The sequence below is a fragment of the Desulfosporosinus lacus DSM 15449 genome, from assembly GCF_900129935.1.
Taxonomy (GTDB): Bacteria; Bacillota; Desulfitobacteriia; order Desulfitobacteriales; family Desulfitobacteriaceae; genus Desulfosporosinus; species Desulfosporosinus lacus.
In genome coordinates this window covers 14,798-39,528 of the sequence record NZ_FQXJ01000021.1, presented here as the reverse complement: position 1 = coordinate 39,528, position 24,731 = coordinate 14,798, and the positions used below count along the sequence as shown (strand labels likewise).

Genomic DNA, 24,731 nt, shown 5'->3' with positions numbered 1-24,731 from the left:
TTTCAAATTGGCGAAGTTCGAAGCTAATAAATCAGACATGATTGAAAAGGTTGTTCATATTGCCCGTGTGGCCAAGGTTGTTAAAGGTGGACGCCGCTTTAGCTTTAGCGCTCTGGTTGTGGTCGGAGACGGCAACGGACGTGTTGGTGCTGGACTGGGAAAAGCTGGAGAAGTTCCTGAAGCAATTCGTAAAGGAATCGAAGATGCTAAAAAGAATCTCATAAGCGTTCCTATGCACGGAACCACAATTACTCATCCCATCAATGGAATATTTGGTGCGGGACACGTGCTGTTAAAGCCGGCTTCCAAAGGAACCGGAGTTATTGCTGGAGGAGCTGTTCGTGCAGTTCTCGAGGTTGCCGGAGTTCATGACATTCTAACGAAGTCATTGGGTTCAGCAAACCCGCATAATATGGTTAATGCGACGATGACAGCCTTAAAATCTCTCAAACGTCCAGAAGAGATTGCCAAACTCCGAGGCAAGACCGTAGCAGAAGTTCTAGGTTAAGGAGGGTTGGTCATGAAAATTAAAGTGACACTAACAAAGAGCCCAATCGGATATTCTAAAGCACAGCACAAAGTGTTACAAGCACTTGGCTTAGGAAAAGTTGGATCAAGTGCAGTTCATGAGGACAGTCCTGGGATTCTGGGAATGGTTCATAAATGCATGCATTTGGTTACGGTAGAAACACTAGCTCAATAGAAGGAGGTGTAGGCCAGCATGAAATTGCATGAACTAAAGCCTGCTGAAGGATCAACACATGCACCTAAGCGCTTGGGTCGCGGCATTGGTTCCGGACATGGTAAAACTTCCGGTAAAGGACACAAGGGGCAAAATTCGCGAGCAGGCGGTGGAGTACGTCCGGGTTTTGAAGGTGGACAAAATCCTCTGTTTCGCAGAGCGCCAAAGCGCGGCTTTAATAATATTTCCAGAAAAGAAATTGTTGCATTGAATGTTCGTGACTTAGAACGTTTTGAAGATGGTGCTGAAGTTACGATTGAAAGCCTCTTTGAAATTGGTTTGATCAAAGCCGCTAAAGATGGCGTTAAGATTCTGGCAACAGGGGACTTGACCAAAGCACTGACCGTCAAAATTGACAAAGTCAGCCCAGCAGCGGCAAAGAAGATAGTTGCGGCGGGTGGAAAAGTAGAGGTGGAGTAGGATGGCTGTCGATTCCCTGAAGAATGCATGGAATGTAGCGGATCTCAGGAAGAAAATCGGTTATACCTTGCTGATGTTCCTGATTTTTCGTATCGGAGCACATATTCCAACTCCCTTTATTGATCGAGAAATGCTGAACCAAATGTTTGGTTCTGGTGCCATGATGAATTTCATGGACACGATTTCTGGAGGATCCTTTAAAAGTCTATCTGTATTTGCTTTGAGTATTACCCCCTATATTACCGCATCCATCATTCTTCAGCTTCTGACGATTGTCATTCCCTCGCTTGAACGGCTTTCTAAAGAGGGCGACTATGGGCGTAAGAAGATAACACAATATACGCGATATAGTACCGTTGCTCTTGGATTCATTCAAGCATTTGGACTTACCTACGGGATCAGGGCTGCAGTTAATATCCCCAGTCCAGCTATGAAATGGCCGACATTCCTGCTGATAGCACTTGTTCTAACAGCTGGAACCGCCTTTCTAATGTGGCTCGGAGAGGCAATCACCGAGAAGGGGATTGGAAACGGTATCTCACTCATCATCTTTGCAGGAATTGTTTCAAGAGTCCCATCAGCAATTACATCCTTGTTTGAGATGTTAAGGGTAGGGGAAATCAATGCTCTCTCACTTATCGGATTGTTGCTCATCGTTGCCTTTATCACAGCGGGTGTTATTTATGTTCAAGAAGGGCAACGTCGTGTAACAGTTCAATATGCGAAGAGAGTAGTCGGTCGTCGAGTGTATGGAGGCCAAAGCAGCCATATTCCGCTCAAGGTTAACCAAGCAGGGGTTATCCCAGTAATTTTCGCAATGTCCTTGCTTGCTTTCCCACAGACGATTGCGTCTTGGACGCCGACATCAGGTTTCGCAAGATTTGTCACCACATGGTTTACCATGAATGGCAGCATTACCTCAATCCCATACCTACTGCTCTACGGTGCGCTCATATTATTCTTCACGTACTTCTACACTTCTATCACCTTTAACCCAATTGATGTAGCTGATAATCTGAAGAAGTATGGGGGATTCATTCCCGGCCTTCGACCTGGGCGACCAACGGCAGAATATTTGTCTAAAGTATTAAACCGTATAACTCTCGCAGGTGGTTTATTTCTAGCTTTGATTGCAGTCCTACCGACACTAGTTATTGGACTTACAGGACTCAAGAACATCTATTTTGGTGGAACATCCCTTCTGATCGTGGTTGGGGTTGCCCTCGATACGATGAAACAAATTGAATCCCAACTTATGTCGAGGCATTATCAAGGATTTATGAAGTAAGAGGAGGAAGAGCAATGAAGATAATATTAATGGGTGGCCCAGGTGCAGGTAAGGGAACGCAGGCAAATCCGCTCGTAGAACGTTTTCATTTCCCACATATTTCAACAGGGGACATGTTTAGAGCAGCTATTAAAGAGGGAACTGCCTTAGGTCTTAAGGCTAAATCCTTCATGGATGCAGGCGGCTTGGTTCCTGATGAAGTGACAATTGGGATTGTTGAGGAGCGGTTAGCACTGCCTGATTGTGCGGATGGATTTCTTCTTGATGGATTTCCACGGACACTTGCTCAAGGCAGTGCTTTAGCTGGTATTTTAGAGCGCCTTGGCATGAAGCTCGATGGTGTTATCAACATTGAAGTTGACGAAGAGGTGTTAATTCCCAGATTAACTGGACGACGTGTATGCCGGAAATGCGGATCTTCTTACCATATGATCTTCAACGCTCCTGAGCAAGAAGGAGTTTGCGGTCAATGTGGAGGAGAGCTTTATCAGCGTTCTGATGACACTGTTGAAACAGCTAAGAATCGCTTAAATGTTTACAATACGCAAACAGAACCTTTGATAGCTTTTTACGAGGAAAAGGGACTGTTAAAGCGTATTAATGGGGATCAAGCAATTGACCAAGTGTTTCAGGATATTCTGAAAGCTTTGGGCTAATCAGCATGATTGAGCTGAAAAATGCGAACCAATTAGTTCTAATGCGTAATGCAGGGCGGATCGTGGCTGAGACACTTGCCCTTATCCGTGAGCACGCTAAACCCGGTGTTACAACTCTGGAACTGGATCGCATAGCTGAGAAATATATTCGTGCGCAGGGTGCCATACCAGCGTTTAAAGGATATAATGGTTTTCCGGCAACGCTGTGTACCTCTGTAAATGAACAAGTAGTTCATGGAATACCCGGTTTAAGGATTCTAGAATCTGGAGATATTATAAGTATAGATTGCGGTGCACTCATAGAGGGATACTTTGGAGATGCGGCTGTGACTTTACCAATTGGAGAAGTTGGTGAAGACCTCCAAAAACTTTTGAGAGTGACTGAAGAGTCCTTGATGCAGGGTATTGCACAAGCTAAAGTAGGCAATCGCCTTTATGACGTCTCTAATGCGGTTCAAACGCATGTTGAAGCAAATGGGTTTTCAGTAGTGCGCGATTATGTTGGGCACGGGATTGGAAAAGCCATGCATGAGGATCCTCAGATCCCGAATTTTGGCAAACCAGGCCGGGGGCCACGACTCGAGGTTGGTATGGCCTTGGCTATTGAGCCCATGGTGAACATGGGTACGTATGAAGTGCAGACGCTAAAGGATCGCTGGACTGTGGTTACGAAAGATAACCGGCCATCGGCCCATTTCGAGCACACAGTTGCAATTACGGAAAATGGCCTAGAAATTCTAACTCGATGTTAGGTGCGAGGCGTAGGGAATGCCAGAGGAGGGGTAAATAATTATGTCAAAAGAAGACGTGATTGAAGTTGAAGGTAAAGTTTTAGAGCCGTTGCCAAATGCCATGTTCCAAGTTGAGTTGGCGAATGGACACAAGGTATTAGCGCATGTCTCTGGAAAAATCCGCATGAATTTTATTAGAATTCTGCCGGGAGATCGGGTCACTGTGGAGCTTTCCCCTTATGATCTGTCTCGAGGAAGAATCACATACAGGTTTAAGTAATGACCAAAGGGAGGGATTACAGTGAAAGTAAAGCCTTCTGTTAAAAAGATCTGTGAAAAATGTAAAATTATTCGTCGCCATGGTAAAGTCATGATCATTTGTGAAAATCCGAAACACAAGCAAAGACAAGGCTAAAAAGTTTCGGTTGCGCGGCTGATTGGAGAAAATCTCCAATGCACCGATTTTATATTGTTTCCAGAACTGAAATAGTGGAGGTGTAAATTTTAGATGGCACGTATCGCTGGAGTTGACTTACCGCGCGAGAAACGTTTAGAGATAGCTTTGACCTATATTTTTGGGATAGGGCTACCAACTTCACATAAGATTCTCGCTAAAACGGGTGTAAGCCCGGATGTCCGAGTGCGTGACTTGTCAGAAGATGAAGTCAGCAAGCTTCGGGAATTTATTGATAAAGAGATTAAAATTGAAGGCGACTTGCGTCGCGAAGTTTCCCTCAATATCAAACGTCTTATGGAAATTGGTTCTTATCGCGGGCTGCGCCATCGTCGCGGACTTCCGGTTCGGGGGCAACGCACGAAAACCAATGCCCGAACCCGTAAGGGTCCGGCTAAGACTGTTGGAGCAAAACGTAAAAAGTAATAAGGGGGGATAACCGAGATGGCACGTAAAGTTGTCCGGACAAAACGCCGGGAACGCAAGAATATTGAAAGTGGAATTGCTCATATCAAATCTACTTTCAACAATACCATGGTGACCATTACGGATACCAGCGGGAACGCACTCTCCTGGTCCAGTGCAGGTTCTCTTGGATTTAAGGGTTCTCGTAAGAGTACACCTTTTGCAGCCCAAATGGCTGCCGAAACCTGTGCTAAAGTTGCAATGGAACATGGCTTAAAAGATGTTGAATGCTATGTAAAAGGACCTGGAGCTGGACGAGAAGCTGCTATTCGAGCCCTGCAAGCTGCAGGTTTAGAAGTTAATTTAATTAAAGACGTGACACCGATTCCACACAATGGCTGTCGGCCACCGAAACGCAGAAGGGTATAGGAGGTGTGTAATCATGGCTAGATATACTGGACCAGTCTGTCGCTTATGTCGTCGTGAAGGAATGAAGTTATTCCTTAAAGGAGAACGTTGTTATACTGGTAAGTGCGCGATCGACCGTCGTGCTTACGCTCCTGGCCAACACGGCCAAGCCCGTGCAAAGAAGCCCACTGAGTATGGTCTTCAGTTGCGAGAAAAACAAAAAGCACGCCGCATGTACGGCGTCATGGAAAAACAATTCCGTAGTTATTTTGACGAGGCTGCCCGTCGTAAAGGGGTAACCGGTGAAAACTTGTTGGTTCTGCTGGAACGTCGACTTGATAATGTCGTTTTCCATTTGGGTTTTGCATCATCGCGCCCAGAAGCTCGTCAACTCGTTAATCACGGTCATTTTACCGTAAATGGTAAAAAAGTTGATATCGCTTCCTATTCGGTACGTGCTGGTGAAGTCATTGCTGTCAAAGAAGGCAGTAAGAGCTCGCCACGTATGAAACAACTCCTCGAAAACCTGGGTACGCGTTCGGTTCCCGGTTGGTTGAGCTTGGATGCCAATACTGCTGCTGGAACTGTAGTTGCACTGCCTACTCGTGAAGATATTCAACTGCCTATCCAAGAACACCTCATCGTGGAGAAATACTCCCGTTAATGTTGACGTTCAACCCATTTGGGTCGGATGGTTTGTATATCAAGTTCTCGAGAAAGAAGGTGCATTCCGATGTTAGAAATCGAGAAGCCCAGAATCGAGTGTATCGAGCGTTCTGAAGATAACTCCTATGCAAAATTCATTGTTGAACCTCTTGAGCGAGGATATGGGATCACCTTAGGAAATTCTTTAAGGCGGATTCTCCTGTCCTCTCTCGAGGGATCAGCGGTAACATCAGTCAAAATCGAAGGAGTACTACACGAGTTCTCAACGATTCCGGGTGTTTTGGAAGACGTTACAGACATTATTCTCAATTTGAAGTCTCTTGCTCTGAAGGGCTATACGGATGAGTCTAGGGTTATACGTATTGAAGCCCAGGGTGAAGGGGTTGTCTTGGCAGGAGATATTATAACTGACCCAGATATTGAGATTTTAAACAATGACTTGAAGATTGCGACATTAGATAAAGATGGTCGGCTATTTATGGAAATGACGGTAGAACGCGGCCGTGGCTACGTTCCTGCTGACAAAAACAAGAAGCCAGATCATGTCATCGGAGTTATCCCCATTGACTCCATCTTTGCCCCGATTTACAAGGTCAACTACACGGTAGAGGATACCCGGGTTGGTCAGATCACAGACTATGACAAGTTAACCCTTGAAGCATGGTCTAATGGCAGTATTTCACCGGAAGAAGCTACCAGTTCGGCAGCCAAAATCCTAAGTGATCATCTGCGCCTTTTCATGGGACTCACTGATAAACTCAATAGTATTGAGGTTTTGGTGGAAAAAGAAGAGGAAGCCAAAGATAAAATCCTCGAGATGACGATTGAGGAATTAGATCTGTCTGTTCGTTCTTACAACTGCCTGAAACGGGCAGGGATTAACTCTGTTGAAGAGTTGACCCAAAAAACGGAAGAAGACATGATTAAAGTACGTAACCTTGGTCGCAAGTCTTTAGAAGAAGTGGAATTTAAACTTAAGGACTTAGGTTTATCTTTCCGGCCTGCTGAAGACTAATTCGGTGCAAAAGGAGGGGAATGTAATTGGCTTACCGCAAGTTAGGAAAAAACACTGGTCATCGCGGGGCAATGTTGCGTAACATTGTCACTTCCCTGTTAAGACATGAGCGTATTCAAACGACAGAAGCACGCGCCAAGGAACTGAATGCTATTGCTGAAAAGATGATATCACTTGGCAAGCAAGGAGATTTGGCTGCCCGTCGTTTAACAATGGCTTATCTAATGGATGAAGATGTTGTTACGAAGTTATTTGATACTATCGCGCCGAAATATGCTGACCGTCAAGGCGGCTATACTCGGATCATGAGACTCGGCTTACGTCGAGGAGATGCTGCCACAATGGTAATCATCGAACTCGTATAATGCGGTACTTAAGGGCTGGGTTGCTTACAAGGTTAAGCATTCCCAGCCTTTGTGGTACACCTTAGTATGTAGCGGAGGCTATGCTTATCATGCGAAACATTCGTCTAAAACTAGCCTATGACGGAACAAACTATCATGGATTCCAACGACAGGATGAAGCCCATGGGCCCACAGTTCAGGGAACCTTGGAATCTGTATGGGCGAGACTCATCGAGGAAAAGATAACTCTAGCTATGGCAGGTCGGACGGATGCGGGGGTGCACGCCTCCGGTCAAATTGTAAATTTCATGACAGCCGCTAGAATTCCCGAGGAAAAAATCCCTAAGGCATTTAACAGTCTGCTTCCAAGGGACATTCGCATACTCGAGGCGGAGTGTGTTGCGGACGAGTTTAATGCCCGATGGTCAGCAAAATGGAAGCGCTATGATTATCTGATTGATAATAAGCGTGTACCGGATATATTTAAGCGTCTTTATGCATCCCATATGCCCATACCCTTAAATACTGACTTCATGCAACAAGCGGCTGCCTTTCTGGAAGGACGACATAATTTCAAAACCTTTGCAGCTGCAGGTGGTGATAGTAAGAGGTTTGAACGAACGATTTATAGGTGTCAAGTAAGAGAAGAGGACAACCGATTAATTAGAGTATCCTGCGTGGGAGATGGGTTTCTATACCACATGGTCCGTATTATTGTCGGAACACTTATGGAGGTAGGTAAGGGACGTACTCTCCCTGGAGAGATTCCCGAAATCATTGCCAGTCATGATCGGAAGCGCGCTCGCATGATTGCACCTGCGCACGGCTTAACATTAGTCCATGTAAATTATACGGATGAAAGCCCATTTGAGGTCTTTAAAGAGCTTTTTAAATAAAGCTTGACATTAGGTTCAATTTTAAATAGAATATCAATATGAGTTTTTATGCCTTGGATATGATTGAGCCCCATGCCCTTGGCATACGCAAGCATGATTGAGCCCCATGCGAGTGAGGAAAAACAGCAAAACTTCTAAATTGGAGGGAAAGTCATGTCCACGTTTTTTGCGAAAGCACAAGAACAGGAGCGTAAATGGTATATTATTGACGCTGAGGGAATCCCCTTGGGTCGTATTGCTACTGAAGCAGCACGTCTCCTGAGAGGTAAACATAAACCGACATTCACCCCTAATGTTGACACGGGGGACCATGTCATTATTATTAATGCTGCAAAATTAGTCTTAACAGGTAACAAACTAAACGATAAAATGTATCGTCGTCACTCAGGATATCCTGGCGGGTTAAAAGAAGTTCCTTACAAAAAGTTAATGCAAATCATGCCAGAACGAGCTATGGAACATGCTGTGAAGGGAATGCTTCCTCATAACAAGTTGGGCGCCCAAATGTACACTAAGTTAAAAGTGTACAAGGGAGATACACACCCCCATCAAGCTCAACAACCTGAAATCTGGACAATTCAGTAGGAAGGAGGAAGTAAAACATGGCAACTCAATTACAATACGCAGCGACTGGACGACGCAAAAATGCAATTGCTCGTGTTCGTCTTATTCCCGGTGAAGGAAAATTCATCATTAATAAGCGTGAATTAGCGGAGTATTTTGGTAAGAAAACTCTGGAAATGATTGTTCAACAACCATTTAATATTACAGATACACTTGCTAAATATGATGTTATTGCTCTCGCTCATGGGGGGGGAACTACTGGCCAAGCTGGTGCGATTCGTTTAGGAATTGCTCGTGCTTTGTTAAAGGCAGATATTAGTCTCCGTCCAAGTCTTAAGAGAGCTGGCTTTCTTACACGTGACCCACGTATGAAAGAGCGTCGCAAATACGGCTTGAAGAAAGCTCGTAAAGCTCCACAATTTTCGAAACGTTAATACAGTGCAATTCAAAGGAAGGGATTTATCCCTTCCTTTTTGTATTAGGAAACATATATTTGCTCACAATAGAGTTATCCTTTCACTTGTAAATTGGATACTTAAATGTTAGAGAAAGGGTCCTATATTGTCAGGTGAATGTTCATTATCCGAAAAGATAATAGTTTGAACTGGGTTAGTAAAACTTTTTGTGACAAGCCAAACGAATATTCTGGAGGTCTCCCCCATAAGGTAAGACGGAATAGACTAGGGGAGGGATAGGAATGAAACCGATTTGGGTTATAAGTGTGAAACGCCGCAAGATATTTTTAGGAATTGTGCTTACACTTTTTTTGACGTTAGCTATGGTAGCTGGATTTAGTGGACAGGATAAAGAAATATGGAGCTGGACCTTGGGAGATCGAGTCATGGTAATTGACGCCGGTCACGGAGGTGTGGATCCCGGTGCCGTTGGAATAAGCAAAGTATTAGAAAAAGATATTACCTTGGCTGTGTCCAAACGCTTGCAAGCGTTGGTTCAGCAAAGTGGAGCTAAGACAATTATGGTTCGCGAAGATGACCGAGACCTAGGTAATTCTCAAGGGCTTTTGAGGCGGAAGAGAGAGGATTTAGCCCAACGCATTCAATTGGCGATGGACTCTAAAGCTGAAGTATATTTAAGTATTCATGCCAATAGTTTTCCTGATGCGAAACTCACAGGGGCACAAACATTTTATCATTCAGATTCTCCGGAAGGAAAGCTCTTAGCTCAATCGATTCAGCAAGAGCTAAACAGTATGACAGATACCAAAAGAGTTGCTAAAGGAAATCAAGATATTTACGTCTTAAAGAAGGCAAATCAGGCAGCCGTGACTGTCGAACTAGGATTTCTTTCAAACCTTCAAGAAGAACAGTTGTTGACCACTCCCGAATATCAACAAAGGTTAGCAATTGCAATTTTTCAAGGTGTAAGTACTTATTTTAGTAAACAAGCTGGTAATAAAGGTTCCAGATAAATTAGAGAATTTCGTTGAATAATATTAGTTTTTGCAGGGAAACTATTTTCTTTTCGCGAATGTCTAATTAAAATAAAGATATCTGTGAAAGTAGGGAGTATTTGTGGACATTCTGCCCATTATATTATTTCTTCTAGGAGTTTGTTTCTTATTTTTGGGTTGGCGTTGGCAGAATCCACCCAACGAAGAAGCCTTGACAGCCTTGAAAGGGTTAGCGTATTTGAAGAGAGAAGTTATTCGGGTCCAAGATCAGGTTTATGAGCTCGAAAGTAAACTGTTAGAAGCTAGAGTGAAAGATATTCAAGAAGTTGAAAACAGAAAAATTATATCTATAGAAAAAGAAACCAATGCGGAGGAACCTAGCCCTGAGGAACTTGAAGCTGGAGAAATCCAAGCCAAAGAAACTTATGATTTTAGTTTGTTTAAAACGCAAAAAGAGATAATGCAAAGTGAAGTTGAACCCCACCCCCATCTCTCACCAAAATACCAAGAAGTATTGGAACTCGCCGCAAATGGGCAACGTATACCGGAAATTGCCCAACGTTTGTTTTTAAGCCAAGATGCGGTAAGGATGGTATTGCGAATGCAACCAGATGGAGGTAAGAACAGTTGAAAGTGACACGATCCTTTTGGCTTGGGTTAGGTTCAGGGCTAATTTTGAGTGCTATGTTGACTCTGCTCTTCTCTCCACAGCAGAAGCCCTCAGATGTTCAATTAAATCCACAAACAGCGCTTCCAAAAAATGAATCGACAAAAGAACCTGATTCTCCGCCGCCTGTTCAGCCCATCGAATCTGATCAAAAAGAAAGTCTGCCGCCTGATCCCCAAGTTTCACCCCAAATTGATCGGGATTTTGTTATTCCGAAGGGAGCCAGTGCTGAACAAATAGCTGATTTGTTGTTTGCTCAGGAATTAATTAAGGATAAAGAGGCTTTCTTAGCGTTTACTCGTCAAATGAGAGCAGAGCGGCGGTTTAGAGCAGGAACTTTTAAATTGTCAGTAGGTCTTAGTGAGGAAGAAGTGATTTTTAGGTTGCTAAAGTAGGGGACTTGTGTGACACAGCGCTCGGTGCTTACGACGCAGAGCAAACTAACCGTTTAAGCTCTCCTGGCTTAGGGGAGCGGGGTTCATCCTTCGGCGATAGTATCATTTTAAAGAACCCGCCTACGGCGATAATCTATCCTACGCCGGTATGTATTCCTTTGGGGATCACGGCTTCGGCGATACTCTCCACTGGAGACTATCGTGCCAGATGATCCGGCAGTGTGCTATGCCATCCATGGCGCACCCTGCACTAGGCACGTCCTGTGCCGTCGTCCTCAGGCCATGGATGGCCAAGTGTCCCCGGAACCCACGAAAACACTGTTTTCGCACGGATTAGCCTTCTTGCAGGATGGCGGGAGGGGACCCTGTACACTGGCCGCGTCTGGGGCCGGGAGCATAAACGGAAGTTTGCTATTCTGCTTACGTAAAGACGTCGCGCTCGTGTCACACTGTGTCTTGGGTCTTGGTACGAGGTACGAGGAGCGTTGCTTAGGAGAAGGCACATTTTATGTGCACCTTGGGTCTTGTGTAAAGGTGTGCAAGCCGGGGTGGGCGTGATTTTGAATTGAATATATGCTTGCAAATTATTTGCAAGCTTTTTTCTTTTTGGGGAACATTAATATGTATCGAGAAATTAGGCAATATTTTGAACCAAGGGGCTTGGCATCTTTGCCTAAAATCACTCGGAGTAGCGAATAAAAGCAGGGAGTATAAAGCTATGCAAAAAAAGGTCATTAGGATTATTGGAGTACCTATTGATTTGGGTGCAGATCGTCGTGGAGTGGACATGGGTCCAAGTGCTATTCGATATGCTGGTTTAAATGCCAGATTAAAGGGGCTAGGTTGGAAGGTTGAGGATTACGGCAATCTGGAGGTTCCGGTTCCTGAGACGCGTGTAATCAAGGACAAGCGTCTTAAATATCTGGAGGAAATCGTTACGATTAATGAACGTCTTCATCTCATAGTCTCTGAGGCAATAAAGGAAGGGGTGGTCCCCTTAATCCTTGGGGGAGACCATAGTTTAGGAATTGGGACTCTAGCAGGATTGGCCTTAAGTGAAAAATCGTTTGGATTAATTTGGTTTGATACACATGGTGATTATAATTCCCTTGACACGACTGAAAGTGGTAATATTCATGGTATGCCCTTGGCAGTAGCTAATGGGATCGGAGCTCCGGAATTAACGTCCATTGGCGGGGCAAAGAAAAAATTGCGTGAGGAAAATACCGTGATTATTGGAGCGCGTGAAATGGATCCTCAAGAAAAGGAACTGCTTCGTAAGTCGAAAATAACTGTTTTTACGATGCGAGATATCGATCAAGTAGGAATGACGGAAGTGGTCAAACAAGGGATTAATATTGCTTCACAAGGGACGGATGGGATTCATATCAGTTTTGATTTGGATGTGATTGATCCTGAGGAGGCCCCAGGTGTTGGAACGCCGGTAGCAGGAGGAATTACATATCGGGAGGCACATCTGGCGATGGAACTCTTGGCTGACTCAGGACGTATTTCAAGTATGGATGTCGTAGAAGTGAATCCGATTTTAGATAATCATAATAAAACAGCTAAGCTAGCCGTAGGGCTAATATGTTCAGCTTTTGGAGAACAAATTTTCTAAGGGGTGAAGTAAAATTGCAATTGAGATATTTAAATATAGAGTATTTTCTAAATTGTTCGTTGCGAATAAAACAGGTTGTAGGTTAAAATGGTTATAGTATCTTGCGCAAATCCCCTTGAAACTTTTTAGACTATTAAAACGTATTAAGAGTGAGAGGATAATGCGAGTTTAAAAGTACTCAGGATAGGAGCCTAAGTTAATGGAAGATGCCGAGGTCATTCGGCAAGTACTAGCAGGTCATCACCAACAATATGCTGTCCTTGTCCAACGTTACCAGGAGCCCTTGATTCATTTCTTGTGCCGAATCCTTGGTTCAGAAGAGGATGTTTTTGACTGCGCTCAGGATGCTTTCCTGGCAGCCTATCGAAATCTGAATCGGTACTCAAAAGAATATCCGTTTCGGGCCTGGCTATATGCCATTGCTCGTAATAGGGCTCTTGATCTTTTGCGTAAGAGGCGTAAAGAAGTTTTAATAACTCCAGATGAAAACACAGTTGATCATCAACCTGGCCCAGAGGAAATATTGTTGGCTAAAGAGCAGGCAACCCTTTTATCTGAGGTTTTACATGAACTTCCTGAACATTACACTCAAGCACTCTATTTGCGTTATCATCAAGAACTTTCGTACAAAGAAATAGCAGTAGTGCTGGAGGTTCCTGTAAGTCGAGTCAAGACATACATTCATCGAGGAAAAGAAAAGCTTCGCCAGAACCTGGAAAGGAGGGAGACCCATGGAGGAGAAGGACAACCTGCAATGGATTAAACTGTTTAGAGATGAACCTATTCCCAAAGCAGCTCTGGAAAATTTCCAAGCTCAGCTCATGGCTCAAATTGCAGCACAACCTGTTGATTTCGGAGCAGAAAGTCGCCTGGCTGCGCGGCGAAAGTGGGGGTTAGGGTTAGCTTTTAGCTTAATGTTTACAGGATTATTGCTGGGGACAGTTTTATGGTTCGGAAGCGAAATGCTTTATCAAGGGCTGAATTCACTGCTGGTTATGTTCGCTGGGTTCCCTTATGTTTCAGAGTTTCAGCAATTTGGACAGCGAATTCTACAAAGCCTCATATTATTTAAAGAGCTAAAGATCGGGATAGATCTCCTCTGGGGTGTTGTTTCTTGGCCATTAATGGGGGTGCTGTGTGTAATAGTTGTTTTTAGAAACCCTCATTCTATTTACGAAGATTCTACAATCGAAGAAGCATAATTATTGAATGAATATGAATGGTTGATAGAGCTAAGTTACTAGAGATAGAATTTGAGGAAAGAGATGGATTACCCATGGATGCAATTAAGGCTTTTTTTAGAGATCAGGCCCTGCATTTACGCAAAGAAGTATGGGAAGTTTCCCGCCAGATAGGGGAGCGTCCTGAGCTTGGTTATAAGGAATACTTTGCGTCCAATAGCCTAAGCAGTTTTCTGCAGAAGCATGGGTTTATAGTGGATCGTGGGATTGCTGGGATGGAGACCGCTTTTTTAGCAAGATTTAAGGGTCCGCGTCCAGGGCCGACAATTGCATATTTGGCAGAATATGATGCCTTGCCAGTTATAGGGCATGGTTGTGGGCACAACTTGATAGGAGCGGCCAGCGCGGGAGCAGCGGTGATTTTAAGTAAGAGTTTAGAATTAGCAGGTGAGGTCTTAGTAATCGGTGCTCCAGCAGAAGAGACCAGTGGGGCAAAAGTAACATTGGTTGAGAAGGGGATTTTTAAGGACGTCGATGCTGCGATGATGTTTCATCCTGGCAGTCAAAACGTCCCTGTCATTTCCAGCCTGGCTTTAGACGCTTTGGAGTTTACGTTTCACGGACGTTCTGCACATGCTGTAGCAGCGTCTGGTTTTGGAATTAATGCTTTAGATGCCGTGATTAACTTTTTTGTCGGAATCAATGCACTCAAAAAGCAGGTTTCACAGGATGTGAAAATCAATGGGATTATTACAGAGGGGGGGACAGCCCCGAATATTATTCCGGAACGTGCGGTGGCACAGTTTTATCTGCGTGCTCGAAAACGTAAAGAATTGGATGAATGGAGAGAGCAAGTAATACGTTGTGCCGAAGGGGCTGCTTCCATGGTTTCTGCAAAAATGACTTGGCATAAGTTTGAATTTTCATATGATGAAATGCATACTAATCTATCTTTGGCTGAATGCTTTACTAGAAATCTGGGGGAGATGGGTATCCATCAGATAGCTTCTCCTCAAACGGCAATGGGGTCAGTAGATATGGGAAATGTCAGTCGTGCTGTTCCGTCAATCCATCCCTATTTAACATTAGGAACAGGCACTGAGATTCCTCATACTCGGGACTTTGCCCAGGTATCGCTGTCACCAGACGGAGAAAGATTAGTTTTGTTGGCTATGCAGGTGCTAGCCTTTACAGGCTGGGATGTTTTAAGCAATAATAAGTTGTTGCAACAGATCAAACGTGAGTTTCTCTTATTGACTAAAGAATGAGAGAGCATAAATAGTAAAAAAATAGGAATTATAAATAGAATAAAAAAGTCATTAAGAAAGGGATGGCCCTTTCTTTTTTACGATAATGGTTGAATGTTTATGCAAGTATATGTATAATTATTAAAATAGAAATGATTAGAGAGGGTGTTCAAGATATGAAAGTCGGTATTCTTGGCGCTACAGGATACGCAGGACAGGAATTGGTGCGGCTATTACATCGCCATGAAGAGGTGAAAGAATTATATCTGGGCTCGTCCAGTGTAGCAGGAGAGGATTATGAAACAGTCTACCCACATTGGCTAGGTCAAAATATAGGGATCTTGCAAGACGAAAACATACCTGATATGGATGTTCTCTTTTGTGCTCTTCCTCATGGGTTGACGGCAGAAAGAACAAGCACATTCTTGGCGCGCGGGATTAAGGTAATTGATCTGGGTGCCGATTTTCGTTTGAATTCAGCAGAGATTTACGAGGAATGGTACAAAATAAAACATCCAGCTTCAGAATTACTCAAAGACGCGGTATATGGATTACCAGAGCTTTATCGTGAGAAAATTCAGGGACAATCTTTAATTGCCAATCCAGGTTGCTATCCAACGGCAACTTTGCTGGCGCTCGTTCCCTTGTTGCGTAAGCAATTACTTCAAACAGGCTATTTGATCATTGATGCCAAATCCGGTGTATCGGGAGCAGGACGAGGGGTCTCGTTAGGTACGCACTATGGCGAGGTAAACGAGAACTTTAAAGCGTACGGGGTTGCAAGCCATCGTCATACGCCAGAAATAGAACAAGAGCTGTCTCGCGCCGCAGGGTTGCCTCTAACTGTCAACTTTACGCCACATTTGGTTCCTATGACGCGCGGGATGCTGGTGACAATTTATGCTAAAGTATCAGAAGGGGTTCAAGAAGAAGACCTGCGAAGCTGTTGGTTAGACCAGTATAAGGAAGAAGAATTTATTCATCTTTTGCCGCCGGGGACTTGGCCCCAGACAAAATTCTCCAGTGGGAGCAACCATGCTTTTTTACAATTGACGTTAGATAAAAGAACCGGGAATGTGGTCATTGTTGCTACAATTGACAATCTATTAAAGGGTGCAGCAGGGCAGGCTGTTCAGAATATGAATCTCGCTATGGGTTGGCCTGAGGCGCAAGGGCTAAAGGCAACAGCACTATGGCCATAAGACATCAAATTGGGGGACGGTTCTTAGCACAAGCAACGATTTTGATGGACTAAGTGAAGGAGCGTGTGAATTAAGTGGATAATTCTAAAAAGGCTTGGAAGTTAATTAACGGCGGTATAGCAGTCCCTAAAGGGTTTTATGCAACTGGTGTCCAAGCGGGTATTAAATATAAGGATAAGTATGATGTAGCACTAATTTTTTCCGAGGTGCAAGCACAGGCAGCTGGAGTATACACTCGAAATTTAGTTAAAGCCCACCCGCTATATTTAACCCAACGCCATCTGGAAAACGGTCTGGCACGTGCTATTGTCATTAATAGCGGCAATGCCAATGCTTGTGTTGGCGAGTTTGGCGACCAAGCGGCATTTGCCATGGCTGAAGTAGCAGGCACATTTTTGGCAGTACCGCCCGAGGATGTTCTGGTGGCTTCCACAGGCGTAATCGGGGTCGAAATGCCGCTTGATAAAGTCCTGAATGGTATTCGGATGGCGAGCTCGTTGCTTCTAAATGATGTGGTCAAAGGAATTCGCGGTCAGAAGGAAGAGGCCGATGAAGGGGCGCATCGAGCAGCCCTGGCAATTATGACGACGGATACGATGGTTAAGGAATATGCCTATGAGCTTTCCTGTTCACAGGGAGGCGTGATTCATCTGGGTGCGATCGCCAAAGGGTCTGGAATGATTCACCCTAATATGGGTACTATGTTAGGCTTCTTGACGACAGACGCGTTTCTTCCGTCCGAAGATTTACAACATATCCTGCGTGAAGCGGTGGAAGAAAGCTTTAATATGGTGACCGTCGATGGAGATACGAGTACAAATGATATGGTTGTCTTAATGGCAAATGGAGCCTCTGGAATAACTCTGAGCGGGGAAGACCGAACCAATTTTGAAGAAATGGTTAAATCAATGTGCATCGAACTGGCAAAAGATATTGCTCGAGATGGAGAAGGCGCTACTAAGTTAATGGAAGTATCAGTTTCTGGAGCCAAAACCAAAGAGGATGCTCGTAAAATTGCTCGGAGTATTTGTGGCTCCAGCTTGGTTAAAGCTGCACTCTTTGGAGAGGATGCGAACTGGGGGCGTATTTTGACCGCAGCAGGATATTCAGGAGCTGAGTTCAATCCCAACATAGTCGACGTCTTTTTAGGGAAATTAATTGTTGCTCAAGCGGGAAAAGGTGTCACTTTTTCGGAAGAAGAAGCTAAAGTGATTCTAGCGCTTAAAGAGGTTCATATAAGTTTAAATCTTCACAGCGGGGAAGAACAAGCAACTGCATGGGGGTGTGATCTGACCCATGAGTACGTCACGATCAATGGGAGTTATAGGACTTGATCTTGAGGTTCATAAGCTGTGATTATGACTGAAGACTGAGGAGTAGTTCTAAGGTTATAAAACTAAGATCTAAAGTCAAGAAGTCAAGTGTTGAAATTGGAGGTAGAAGAGATGACCCCGATGGAACAAGGATTAGGAAAAGCACGGGTATTAGTGGAGGCCCTTCCGTATATCCAGAAATTTGCAGGAAAGACCGTCGTGATTAAGTATGGCGGACACGCCATGGTTGATCCAGTTCTAAAAGAATCGGTCATGTTAGATATTCTTCTTTTGCATTCTGTAGGAATTCGTCCGGTGCTCGTTCACGGCGGTGGACCAGAGATTAACTCAATGTTGAAGAAGGTCGGAATAGAAAGTCAATTTATACAGGGTTTGAGAGTCACGGACGCTCAAACTATGGAGATCGCTCAAATGGTCTTATTAGGGAAGTTGAATACTGAAATGGTTTCTCTCCTCAATCGCTTTGGGGGGAAAGGTGTTGGATTATCAGGGAAAGATGCTAAGTTGCTCATGGCTGTTAAGAAGCCGATGCAGATGCCAAATAGTCTAGGGAAAATGGAAGATGTTGATCTAGGGCTTGTGGGAGAAATCCAAACGGTTACTCCCGATATATTGAACACGTTATTGGGACAGGGATATATTCCCGTTATCTCTCCGGTTGCCAGCGGCGAAGAAGGGGAAACTTACAATGTCAATGCTGATACAGCTGCGGGGAAAATAGCTGAGGCGCTAAAGGCAGATAAGTTGCTTCTTTTAACAGATGTACGAGGAATACTGAGTGATGTTTCTGATCCTGGATCACTTATTTCTACGATTTCGGGAGGGGAAGTCACTACCCTCAAGAAACAAGGAATATTAAGCGGTGGAATGTTGCCTAAAGTAGAATGTGCAGTCTCTGCCTTAGACGCCGGGGTTGGCAGTGTGCATATCCTTGATGGACGACTAAGCCATGCAATTCTACTGGAATTATTTACAGATGGCGGGATTGGCACAATGTTCACACGATGACTAACCGCCACTAGACTCTCAGTTATAGTTAGAGATAAGTGGCGGTTAGTCCCTCGATAAGTTCAACTAAACTCCAGGTGGAGTGGAACTCCACTGAAGTAAGTTTCCTATATTTGATAGATAGGGGGATGAAATGAAATGTTAGAAGGCTTAACAAGCGAAGCGATTATTGAGCGCGGGAAAAATGTGGTAATGAATACCTACGGACGATTGCCTATGACGATGGTCAAAGGGGACGGGGCATGGGTTTGGGATTCTGACGGAAAGCAATATTTAGATTTCGTAACGGGACTAGCAGTTAATTCCTTGGGACATAGCCATCCTGCGATTGTCCGTGCTATTGAGGAACAGGCTAAAGAAATTCTGCACACCTCAAACATCTACTGGATACCGAATCAAGTTGCTCTCGCTGAGCGCTTAGTGAAGCATTCCTTTGCGGATAAAGTGTTCTTTTGCAACAGTGGTGCAGAAGCTAATGAAGCAGCCTTCAAGCTCGCTCGTAAGTACGCCAGGAAAAATTATGGTGAGCATAAATATGAGGTGATTTCGCTTGAAAACTCATTTCATGGGCGAACCTTAGCCACCCTTACACTAACTGGACAGATAAAATATCAGGAAGGGTTTGATCCACTTCCTGTCGGCGTGACTTACGCTGCCCTAAATGATATTGAGGGTCTAAGAGCAAAGATTGGTGACAATACGGCGGCAGTCTTTATCGAACCCATTCAAGGAGAGGGAGGGGTAATCCCTGCTTCTATAGAGTTTCTCCAGGCAGCGCGTGAGCTATGTGACCAACATGGAGTCTTGTTGATTTTTGATGAGGTGCAGTGCGGAGTTGGCCGGACTGGAAAGCTCTTTGCCTATGAGTCGAGCGGTGTGGTCCCAGATATTATGACTTTAGCAAAAGCTTTGGGCGGAGGAGTACCGATTGGAGCAATGCTAGCCACAGATAAAGTTGCTAAAGCTTTTCAGCCGGGAGATCATGCGTCAACCTTTGGAGGAAATCCTCTAGCCACTGCGGCAGGGTGTGCTGTTTTAGATGTAATGCTTGCAGACGGATTTTTTGAGGGAGTTCAAGAGCGCGCAGCGTATTTCCAACAAGGACTAGAGCGCTTAGCACAGAAATATCAGACGGGCGGTCCGGTCCGAGGACAAGGATTTATTGTGGGGTGGCCCGTCTCCAAGTTGGGTCCCGAGATAGTCGAGGCCTGCTTGGAAAATGGGCTTTTGATCAACTGTGTTGGAGGAAAGATATTACGATTCCTCCCCCCGCTTACTGTTGAGAAGCAAGAAATGGATAAAGCTTTGGGGATTTTGGACGAAACCCTTTCGAAGATTTGGTAAACCAGAAATCGGAGGTCAGAAGCCAGAGAATCAGAGGACACGTGAGCTTATGTAAGCATTAGTACAACTAAGGCGACCGCCTGCGGTCCCTTCCCGCCATCCAGCAAGAAGGCTAATCCGTGCGAAGACAGTGTCTTCGTGGACGCTAGCCAAGTTTTCTATATACTAGCCCGAAAGTATAACTAGCGTTAATACTTTCGGAAGCATAAGTGCAACTGAGGCAATCGCCTGCGCCTGCAAGAAGGTTAACTCGTGCGAAGACGGTGTCTTCGGACGCTAGCCAAGTTTTCTATATACTAGCCCGAAAGTATAACTAGCGTTAATACTTTCGGAAGCATAAGTGCAACTAAGGCAATCGCCTTCGCCTGCAAGAAGGTTAACTCGTGCGAAGACGGTGTCTTCGGACGCTAGCCAAGTTTTCTATATCCGAGGAGGGATGGAATGAAAGCAGCACTCATACTTGAAACTGGGAAAATTTTATTAGGGGAGTCTTTTGGGGCGACGGGAGAGGCTTTTGGAGAAGTCGTCTTTAACACTGGAATGACCGGTTATCAAGAGGTGTTAACCGATCCATCATATGCTGGACAAATGGTGTGTATGACGTATCCACTCATCGGGAACTACGGGATCAACAAAGTGGATGACCAATCGGATAAACCACAGGTCCAAGGGTTCATTGTAAAAGAGTCCGCACGTAATCCCAGTCATTGGCAGATGGAAAAGAATCTTTCCAGGACCTTGGCGCAATCCGGAGTTGTAGGAATAAAGGGGATAGATACCCGTGCCTTAACGCGGATTATTCGAGAGCATGGCGTACTGCGCGGTGTTATTACCACCGAGGCAGAGGGATTAAATGAATGGGCCCCCCGCTTGAAAACGTGGTCTGTTCCAACCGATGTTGTGGCTAAGGTCAGTACTCCGAAGCAATACACCTTACCAGCTGTCGGAACCGAGAAGGAATTATTTCATGTCGTAGTCATGGATTTTGGGATTAAGAAGAATATTTTGCAGGCGATGCAAGAAAACGGGTTTCGTCTGACAGTTGTTCCGCATACAACCCCTACAGAGCAGATCCTTAATCTCCAACCAGATGGAGTCTTTCTATCCAATGGACCAGGGGACCCTAAGGAGGTCATAACGGGGATAGAAACGATTCAAGGGCTGATGGGCAAACGCCCTATCTTTGGGATTTGCCTGGGACATCAACTTTTATCCCTCGCTTTAGGGGGAGACACCTATAAGATGAAGTTTGGGCATCGGGGCGGAAATCAACCCGTACAAGATCTAGAGTCCAAACGAGTGACGATTACTTCGCAAAATCATGGCTATGCCATCTCGGAGGAAAGTTTGGGACAGACTCCTCTTTACGTAACCCATCGCAATCTAAATGATCAAAGTGTGGAAGGCGTCAAGCATCGGGATTTACCTGTTTTTTCGGTTCAATATCATCCGGAAGCAGGGCCTGGACCGAGTGAATCCCTTTATCTTTTTGATGAGTTTGCGCGATTAATGCAGGAATGGAGGGCTGGTTATGCCTCTTAATCCGTCGTGGAAGAAGGTCCTTGTCATTGGGTCTGGGCCGATAGTGATTGGGCAAGCCGCAGAATTTGATTATGCAGGGACCCAAGCGTGCAGAGCTCTTCGTGAGGTAGGGGTGGAAGTAGTACTGGTTAACAGTAATCCAGCAACCATCATGACGGATGTGCAAACAGCAGATATTACCTATATCGAACCCCTGTTACCTGAAATTTTGGAGCGAATTATCAGCAAAGAACGCCCAGATGCTTTACTCCCTACATTAGGTGGTCAAACGGGCCTGAACCTAGCTATGGAGTTGGAGCGCGGCGGGCTTTTAAAACATTATAACGTGGACCTCATAGGCTGTGACTCGGAAACCATTTACAAAGCAGAAGATCGAGATGCATTCAAGGAAACAATGCTCACGCTGGGAGAACCGGTGGCTGAAAGTGTAATTGTAACGACCCTGGAAGAAGGGGAGGAGTTCGCTAGTAAGCAAGGTTTTCCACTGATTGTCCGCCCTGCCTATACTCTTGGAGGAACAGGCGGCGGGATTGTCAAAAACGCCAAACAATTGGAGGAAATTTTGCAGAAAGGGCTGCAAGCCAGCCCCATTGGGCAATGCCTTGTAGAGCGGAGTGTGGCCGGCTGGAAGGAAATTGAGTATGAAGTCATGCGAGACGCGGCAGATAACTGTATTACGATTTGCAATATGGAAAATATCGACCCGGTAGGGATACACACTGGGGACAGTATTGTAGTTGCCCCGTCGCAAACCTTAAGTGATGTTGAATATCAGATGTTGCGTGCCTCATCCTTAAAGATTATTCGGGCTCTGGGAGTTAACGGAGGGTGTAATGTTCAATTTGCCTTGAATCCGCTAAATAAAGAGTATGTTGTTATTGAAGTAAATCCTCGGGTCAGTCGCTCAAGCGCACTCGCCTCTAAAGCGACCGGATATCCGATAGCCAAGATGGCTGCTCTTTTGTCCGTCGGCTTTACTCTTCCAGAATTGACGAACCCTGTGACAGGGCACACCAGTGCTTGTTTTGAGCCGGCCCTTGACTATGTGGTAGTTAAATTCCCCAGATGGCCTTTCGATAAATTTCCTGCCGCTGATCATCGTCTGGGTACGCAAATGAAAGCAACCGGAGAGGTTATGGCGATGGAGCGGACGTTGGAAGCGGCCCTCCTAAAAGCGACTCGATCTTTGGAAGTTGGTACTGTTGGTCTTCGGATTAAGGCTTCCGGGGGCTGGACAGAGATGGAGATTGAAGACAAACTTACTACGGCAGATCATGAGCGTTTTTTTGCGATTCCCGAAGCGTTTCGCCGAGATTGGTCTATACTTGAAGTACAGATGCTCACCCAGATTGATCCCTTCTATTTGCATAAAATTAAAGAACTCGTTTTACTGGAACAGCGCTTACAAAATGAACCATTAACCACTGAGTTACTGCGCCTGGCAAAGGTTCTAGGGTTCTCTGATTTAGCGATTGCCAAGCTTACGGGACGCTCGGAAGAGACGGTTCGTGCCATGCGTATGGACTGCGGAATCATTCCGGTTTATAAAACCGTTGATACGTGTGCAGCAGAGTTTGCTTCGGCAACCCCTTATTACTATTCCAGCTATGAGGAAGAGGATGAGGGCAAGGTAAGTACTGGCCCAAAAGTAGTAGTTTTAGGTTCAGGCCCTATTCGAATTGGGCAAGGAATTGAGTTCGATTATTGCTCTGTACATGCGCTTACAGCTTTGCAAGAAGCAGGTGTAGAAGCCATTATGATCAATAATAATCCAGAAACGGTATCCACAGATTTTGATATCGCAGATAAACTGTACTTTGAGCCGTTGACCATTGAAGACGTGCTTCATGTCTTGAATAAAGAAAAAGCGGATGGAGTCTTAGTCCAATTTGGAGGACAGACGGCTATAAATTTAGCGGGCCGCCTGAAGCTTGCCGGCGTTCAAGTATTAGGAACCCCGGTTGATGCGATTGATATGGCTGAGGATCGAGAGCGTTTTGCTGAGTTATTAAGCCGTCTAGGAATCCCTCAATCTGAAGGACGAAGTGTTACTTCAGTTGATCAGGCCAAGAAAATTTCTGAGGAGCTCGAATTTCCAGTGATCGTCCGCCCATCCTATGTGATCGGAGGTCGAGCCATGCAAGTGGTAGAGAACTTAGGTCAACTGGAAGATTATTTAAGGCGCGCGATCAACCTGTCTCAAGAACATCCAATCTTGGTGGATCGGTATTTGGAAGGAAAAGAAGTCGAAGTTGATGCAGTTTCAGACGGAGAGACAACTGTAATAGCAGGCATCATGGAGCATATCGAACGCGCCGGCGTCCACTCGGGGGACAGTCTGGCAGTTTATCCTCCCCAGAGTTTAACTCCCGCAGAAATTGAACAAATTGAGGACTTCACCTGTCGTCTGGCAGAAGGAATCGGGATTAGGGGACTTATCAATATTCAATTTGTTGTCGTGCGAGGTAAAGTGTATGTTTTAGAAGTGAACCCTCGTGCAAGCCGTACAGTGCCGATTCTTTCTAAAGTCACTGGGATTCCTTTAGTCAACTTGGCGGTGCAAGTTGCCCTTGGCAAAACCTTAAAGGGAATGGGCTATGCTCATGGTCTTGCGCCTGAAGTACCGTTCGTCGTGGTAAAGGCCCCTGTCTTTTCCTTCGAGAAGTTGACTAAGGTCGAAACCTCCTTGGGACCTGAAATGAAATCAACGGGTGAGGTCTTAGGGATGGACACACAATTTGGGCATGCGTTGGCAAAAGCCTTTGCGGCCTCCCGTATTCCGTTGCCTAATGATGGGAATATTTTAGTATCCGTAGCAGAAACGGATCGTCCAGAAGCTATTACTCTGGCTCGACAGTTGGCTCAGTTAGGGTTCGGCGTCAAAGGAACCGGAGACACTGCCAAGGCTTTGGCCCTGTGCGGGGTAGAAGTCGAAGTTGTAAGTGAAGCAAGCGAGGCCCTTCAAGAAGCCATCAGGCAACGAGAATTCTCCTTCATCCTCAGCACGTCCACTAAAGGAACCCCGGAGAGAACGGGTTATTTGTTGAGGAGGTTAGCGGCTGAACACGGGGTGCCTTGTTTCTCGTCAATGGATACGGCGAAAGCGGTTGTACGAGCGTTTCAAGAGATACGGAGTAATACCGCTCCTCAGGTGCTTTCTTTACAGGAGTATTTGGTTATGTAGGGGAAT

General features: G+C 45.1%; 30 protein-coding genes. All 30 read left to right on the top strand.

Translation table 11 applies throughout. From position 1 onward, the window contains the following. Nucleotides 1-37: 37 nt before the first annotated feature. The 30 genes from rpsE (at nucleotide 38) to carB (ending at nucleotide 24,725) form a co-directional block, all read left to right on the top strand. Complete coding sequence (gene rpsE / locus BUB11_RS21560) at nucleotides 38-508, top strand: 30S ribosomal protein S5 (protein WP_373887458.1); 471 nt, start codon at nucleotides 38-40, stop codon at nucleotides 506-508. Nucleotides 509-520: 12 nt separating this feature from the next. Continuing rightward, the gene (gene rpmD / locus BUB11_RS21555) at nucleotides 521-703 is read left to right on the top strand and encodes a 50S ribosomal protein L30 (RefSeq protein WP_073032164.1); all 183 of its coding nucleotides are present in this window, start codon (nucleotides 521-523) and stop codon (nucleotides 701-703) included. An 18-nt stretch (nucleotides 704-721) separates the two neighbouring features. Continuing rightward, entirely contained in the window at nucleotides 722-1,162 is a 441-nt protein-coding gene (gene rplO, locus BUB11_RS21550; RefSeq protein ID WP_073032162.1) for a 50S ribosomal protein L15, read from the top strand. 1 nt (nucleotide 1,163) lies between these two features. Then, nucleotides 1,164-2,450: a preprotein translocase subunit SecY gene (gene secY / locus BUB11_RS21545; RefSeq protein ID WP_073032160.1), complete on the top strand. Its 1,287-nt coding sequence runs from the start codon at nucleotides 1,164-1,166 to the stop codon at nucleotides 2,448-2,450. 14 nt (nucleotides 2,451-2,464) lie between these two features. Further along, nucleotides 2,465-3,106, top strand: coding sequence for an adenylate kinase (locus BUB11_RS21540; protein ID WP_073032158.1), 642 nt, complete (start codon nucleotides 2,465-2,467; stop codon nucleotides 3,104-3,106). A 5-nt stretch (nucleotides 3,107-3,111) separates the two neighbouring features. After that, on the top strand, nucleotides 3,112-3,858 hold the full coding sequence (gene map / locus BUB11_RS21535) for a type I methionyl aminopeptidase (RefSeq protein WP_073032156.1): 747 nt from the start codon (nucleotides 3,112-3,114) through the stop codon (nucleotides 3,856-3,858). A gap of 40 nt (nucleotides 3,859-3,898) precedes the next feature. Continuing rightward, nucleotides 3,899-4,117: a translation initiation factor IF-1 gene (infA, locus tag BUB11_RS21530; RefSeq protein WP_007778476.1), complete on the top strand. Its 219-nt coding sequence runs from the start codon at nucleotides 3,899-3,901 to the stop codon at nucleotides 4,115-4,117. 21 nt (nucleotides 4,118-4,138) lie between these two features. After that, entirely contained in the window at nucleotides 4,139-4,252 is a 114-nt protein-coding gene (gene rpmJ, locus BUB11_RS21525) for a 50S ribosomal protein L36 (RefSeq protein ID WP_007778480.1), read from the top strand. Between the two features lie 93 nt (nucleotides 4,253-4,345). Further along, nucleotides 4,346-4,717 carry a 30S ribosomal protein S13 gene (rpsM, locus tag BUB11_RS21520; RefSeq protein WP_073032155.1) on the top strand — a complete coding sequence of 124 codons (372 nt, stop codon included), beginning with the start codon at nucleotides 4,346-4,348 and terminating at the stop codon, nucleotides 4,715-4,717. Nucleotides 4,718-4,735: 18 nt separating this feature from the next. Beyond that, complete coding sequence (rpsK, locus tag BUB11_RS21515; protein ID WP_007778485.1) at nucleotides 4,736-5,125, top strand: 30S ribosomal protein S11; 390 nt, start codon at nucleotides 4,736-4,738, stop codon at nucleotides 5,123-5,125. Nucleotides 5,126-5,138: 13 nt separating this feature from the next. Then, nucleotides 5,139-5,768, top strand: a complete 630-nt coding sequence (rpsD, locus tag BUB11_RS21510) for a 30S ribosomal protein S4 (protein ID WP_073032153.1) — start codon at nucleotides 5,139-5,141, stop codon at nucleotides 5,766-5,768. A gap of 69 nt (nucleotides 5,769-5,837) precedes the next feature. Beyond that, nucleotides 5,838-6,785: a DNA-directed RNA polymerase subunit alpha gene (locus BUB11_RS21505; protein WP_073032151.1), complete on the top strand. Its 948-nt coding sequence runs from the start codon at nucleotides 5,838-5,840 to the stop codon at nucleotides 6,783-6,785. Between the two features lie 26 nt (nucleotides 6,786-6,811). Continuing rightward, a complete protein-coding gene (gene rplQ, locus BUB11_RS21500; protein ID WP_073032149.1) occupies nucleotides 6,812-7,150 on the top strand; it encodes a 50S ribosomal protein L17 in 339 nt (112 codons plus the stop codon). A gap of 89 nt (nucleotides 7,151-7,239) precedes the next feature. Next, a complete protein-coding gene (gene truA / locus BUB11_RS21495) occupies nucleotides 7,240-8,025 on the top strand; it encodes a tRNA pseudouridine(38-40) synthase TruA (RefSeq protein ID WP_200797967.1) in 786 nt (261 codons plus the stop codon). Between the two features lie 153 nt (nucleotides 8,026-8,178). Continuing rightward, nucleotides 8,179-8,610 (top strand): 50S ribosomal protein L13, encoded by a 432-nt coding sequence (gene rplM, locus BUB11_RS21490; RefSeq protein WP_073032145.1) that lies wholly within the window; start codon nucleotides 8,179-8,181, stop codon nucleotides 8,608-8,610. Between the two features lie 17 nt (nucleotides 8,611-8,627). Then, the gene (rpsI, locus tag BUB11_RS21485) at nucleotides 8,628-9,023 is read left to right on the top strand and encodes a 30S ribosomal protein S9 (RefSeq protein WP_045574862.1); all 396 of its coding nucleotides are present in this window, start codon (nucleotides 8,628-8,630) and stop codon (nucleotides 9,021-9,023) included. Nucleotides 9,024-9,286: 263 nt separating this feature from the next. Then, nucleotides 9,287-10,018, top strand: coding sequence for an N-acetylmuramoyl-L-alanine amidase (locus BUB11_RS21480; RefSeq protein ID WP_073032144.1), 732 nt, complete (start codon nucleotides 9,287-9,289; stop codon nucleotides 10,016-10,018). A gap of 154 nt (nucleotides 10,019-10,172) precedes the next feature. After that, nucleotides 10,173-10,631, top strand: a complete 459-nt coding sequence (locus tag BUB11_RS21475; RefSeq protein ID WP_242947640.1) for a helix-turn-helix domain-containing protein — start codon at nucleotides 10,173-10,175, stop codon at nucleotides 10,629-10,631. Between the two features lie 2 nt (nucleotides 10,632-10,633). Continuing rightward, the gene (locus BUB11_RS21470; protein ID WP_242947641.1) at nucleotides 10,634-11,062 is read left to right on the top strand and encodes an endolytic transglycosylase MltG; all 429 of its coding nucleotides are present in this window, start codon (nucleotides 10,634-10,636) and stop codon (nucleotides 11,060-11,062) included. A 5-nt stretch (nucleotides 11,063-11,067) separates the two neighbouring features. Further along, nucleotides 11,068-11,274 (top strand): hypothetical protein, encoded by a 207-nt coding sequence (locus tag BUB11_RS27210; protein ID WP_143187686.1) that lies wholly within the window; start codon nucleotides 11,068-11,070, stop codon nucleotides 11,272-11,274. A 506-nt stretch (nucleotides 11,275-11,780) separates the two neighbouring features. After that, nucleotides 11,781-12,683: an arginase gene (rocF, locus tag BUB11_RS21465; protein WP_073032245.1), complete on the top strand. Its 903-nt coding sequence runs from the start codon at nucleotides 11,781-11,783 to the stop codon at nucleotides 12,681-12,683. Nucleotides 12,684-12,882: 199 nt separating this feature from the next. Further along, entirely contained in the window at nucleotides 12,883-13,446 is a 564-nt protein-coding gene (locus BUB11_RS21460; RefSeq protein WP_073032139.1) for an RNA polymerase sigma factor, read from the top strand. After that, nucleotides 13,415-13,885 (top strand): hypothetical protein, encoded by a 471-nt coding sequence (locus tag BUB11_RS21455; protein ID WP_073032138.1) that lies wholly within the window; start codon nucleotides 13,415-13,417, stop codon nucleotides 13,883-13,885. Before BUB11_RS21460 ends, BUB11_RS21455 begins: the two co-directional genes overlap by 32 nt. A gap of 74 nt (nucleotides 13,886-13,959) precedes the next feature. Beyond that, entirely contained in the window at nucleotides 13,960-15,132 is a 1,173-nt protein-coding gene (locus BUB11_RS21450; RefSeq protein ID WP_073032243.1) for a M20 family metallopeptidase, read from the top strand. Between the two features lie 155 nt (nucleotides 15,133-15,287). Continuing rightward, entirely contained in the window at nucleotides 15,288-16,313 is a 1,026-nt protein-coding gene (gene argC / locus BUB11_RS21445; protein WP_073032137.1) for an N-acetyl-gamma-glutamyl-phosphate reductase, read from the top strand. A gap of 74 nt (nucleotides 16,314-16,387) precedes the next feature. After that, nucleotides 16,388-17,647 carry a bifunctional glutamate N-acetyltransferase/amino-acid acetyltransferase ArgJ gene (argJ, locus tag BUB11_RS21440; protein ID WP_073032136.1) on the top strand — a complete coding sequence of 420 codons (1,260 nt, stop codon included), beginning with the start codon at nucleotides 16,388-16,390 and terminating at the stop codon, nucleotides 17,645-17,647. A 111-nt stretch (nucleotides 17,648-17,758) separates the two neighbouring features. Then, a complete protein-coding gene (gene argB / locus BUB11_RS21435) occupies nucleotides 17,759-18,655 on the top strand; it encodes an acetylglutamate kinase (protein WP_073032135.1) in 897 nt (298 codons plus the stop codon). A 138-nt stretch (nucleotides 18,656-18,793) separates the two neighbouring features. Continuing rightward, a complete protein-coding gene (locus BUB11_RS21430; protein WP_073032134.1) occupies nucleotides 18,794-19,999 on the top strand; it encodes an acetylornithine transaminase in 1,206 nt (401 codons plus the stop codon). 441 nt (nucleotides 20,000-20,440) lie between these two features. Next, nucleotides 20,441-21,541, top strand: a complete 1,101-nt coding sequence (gene carA, locus BUB11_RS21425; RefSeq protein WP_073032133.1) for a glutamine-hydrolyzing carbamoyl-phosphate synthase small subunit — start codon at nucleotides 20,441-20,443, stop codon at nucleotides 21,539-21,541. Next, a complete protein-coding gene (carB, locus tag BUB11_RS21420) occupies nucleotides 21,531-24,725 on the top strand; it encodes a carbamoyl-phosphate synthase large subunit (protein ID WP_073032132.1) in 3,195 nt (1,064 codons plus the stop codon). The genes carA and carB overlap by 11 nt, the downstream gene beginning before the upstream one ends. The last annotated feature ends 6 nt before the right edge of the window (nucleotides 24,726-24,731 follow it).

Bases quoted from the DNA above. Each gene is read 5' to 3' on its own strand.
- rpmD (WP_073032164.1), top strand. From the start codon at position 521: ATGAAAATTAAAGTGACACTAACAAAGAGCCCAATCGGATATTCTAAA.
- rpsM (WP_073032155.1), top strand. From the start codon at position 4,346: ATGGCACGTATCGCTGGAGTTGACTTACCGCGCGAGAAACGTTTAGAG.
- rpsE (WP_373887458.1), top strand. From the start codon at position 38: ATGATTGAAAAGGTTGTTCATATTGCCCGTGTGGCCAAGGTTGTTAAA.
- truA (WP_200797967.1), top strand. From the start codon at position 7,240: ATGCGAAACATTCGTCTAAAACTAGCCTATGACGGAACAAACTATCAT.
- rocF (WP_073032245.1), top strand. From the start codon at position 11,781: ATGCAAAAAAAGGTCATTAGGATTATTGGAGTACCTATTGATTTGGGT.
- BUB11_RS21505 (WP_073032151.1), top strand. From the start codon at position 5,838: ATGTTAGAAATCGAGAAGCCCAGAATCGAGTGTATCGAGCGTTCTGAA.
- infA (WP_007778476.1), top strand. From the start codon at position 3,899: ATGTCAAAAGAAGACGTGATTGAAGTTGAAGGTAAAGTTTTAGAGCCG.
- rpsD (WP_073032153.1), top strand. From the start codon at position 5,139: ATGGCTAGATATACTGGACCAGTCTGTCGCTTATGTCGTCGTGAAGGA.
- carA (WP_073032133.1), top strand. From the start codon at position 20,441: ATGAAAGCAGCACTCATACTTGAAACTGGGAAAATTTTATTAGGGGAG.
- argB (WP_073032135.1), top strand. From the start codon at position 17,759: ATGACCCCGATGGAACAAGGATTAGGAAAAGCACGGGTATTAGTGGAG.
- map (WP_073032156.1), top strand. From the start codon at position 3,112: ATGATTGAGCTGAAAAATGCGAACCAATTAGTTCTAATGCGTAATGCA.
- BUB11_RS21450 (WP_073032243.1), top strand. From the start codon at position 13,960: ATGGATGCAATTAAGGCTTTTTTTAGAGATCAGGCCCTGCATTTACGC.
- rpsI (WP_045574862.1), top strand. From the start codon at position 8,628: ATGGCAACTCAATTACAATACGCAGCGACTGGACGACGCAAAAATGCA.
- carB (WP_073032132.1), top strand. From the start codon at position 21,531: ATGCCTCTTAATCCGTCGTGGAAGAAGGTCCTTGTCATTGGGTCTGGG.
- argC (WP_073032137.1), top strand. From the start codon at position 15,288: ATGAAAGTCGGTATTCTTGGCGCTACAGGATACGCAGGACAGGAATTG.
- BUB11_RS21480 (WP_073032144.1), top strand. From the start codon at position 9,287: ATGAAACCGATTTGGGTTATAAGTGTGAAACGCCGCAAGATATTTTTA.
- rplO (WP_073032162.1), top strand. From the start codon at position 722: ATGAAATTGCATGAACTAAAGCCTGCTGAAGGATCAACACATGCACCT.
- BUB11_RS21460 (WP_073032139.1), top strand. From the start codon at position 12,883: ATGGAAGATGCCGAGGTCATTCGGCAAGTACTAGCAGGTCATCACCAA.
- BUB11_RS21430 (WP_073032134.1), top strand. From the start codon at position 18,794: ATGTTAGAAGGCTTAACAAGCGAAGCGATTATTGAGCGCGGGAAAAAT.
- BUB11_RS21455 (WP_073032138.1), top strand. From the start codon at position 13,415: ATGGAGGAGAAGGACAACCTGCAATGGATTAAACTGTTTAGAGATGAA.
- BUB11_RS21540 (WP_073032158.1), top strand. From the start codon at position 2,465: ATGAAGATAATATTAATGGGTGGCCCAGGTGCAGGTAAGGGAACGCAG.
- secY (WP_073032160.1), top strand. From the start codon at position 1,164: ATGGCTGTCGATTCCCTGAAGAATGCATGGAATGTAGCGGATCTCAGG.
- rplM (WP_073032145.1), top strand. From the start codon at position 8,179: ATGTCCACGTTTTTTGCGAAAGCACAAGAACAGGAGCGTAAATGGTAT.
- rpsK (WP_007778485.1), top strand. From the start codon at position 4,736: ATGGCACGTAAAGTTGTCCGGACAAAACGCCGGGAACGCAAGAATATT.